1 protein-coding gene is annotated in these 315 nt (G+C 58.4%); it reads left to right on the forward strand.

The genetic code is table 11. The features are described from left to right. Positions 1-68: 68 nt before the first annotated feature. On the forward strand, positions 69-315 hold a 247-nt coding region (locus AC1RPG_RS08620; RefSeq protein WP_481762574.1), incomplete at its 3' end, for a hypothetical protein.

A 315-nucleotide genomic window follows, 5' to 3' on the forward strand; every position in this document is an offset into this window, starting at 1 on the left:
GAGCTATAGACTTGCGGATGCAGGTCGTGATAGACTGGAGCTTGCACAACTTATTCGAGAGGAACAAAATGCGCAAGTGGACTGATGAAGAGCTGGCGCGTGCCGCTGAGTTCGATTCCGTGATGCGTGGGCTCACAGGTCCGCAGATCGGTCGCGGTGTCACGGAGTACCTGATTCCCGGCGTCAATTACAAGCAGATGTCGAAGGCCCGTCTTCGCGACGAGTGGGCCACGCGCCAACCCACGCTCAACAAGAAGCGACTCAGCGACTTCACGCTCGCCCAGATTCGGGAAGCCGCCGTGCTGTATCAGGGAC

The organism is Dellaglioa sp. CoH-57-MRSF-18, assembly GCF_056781995.1.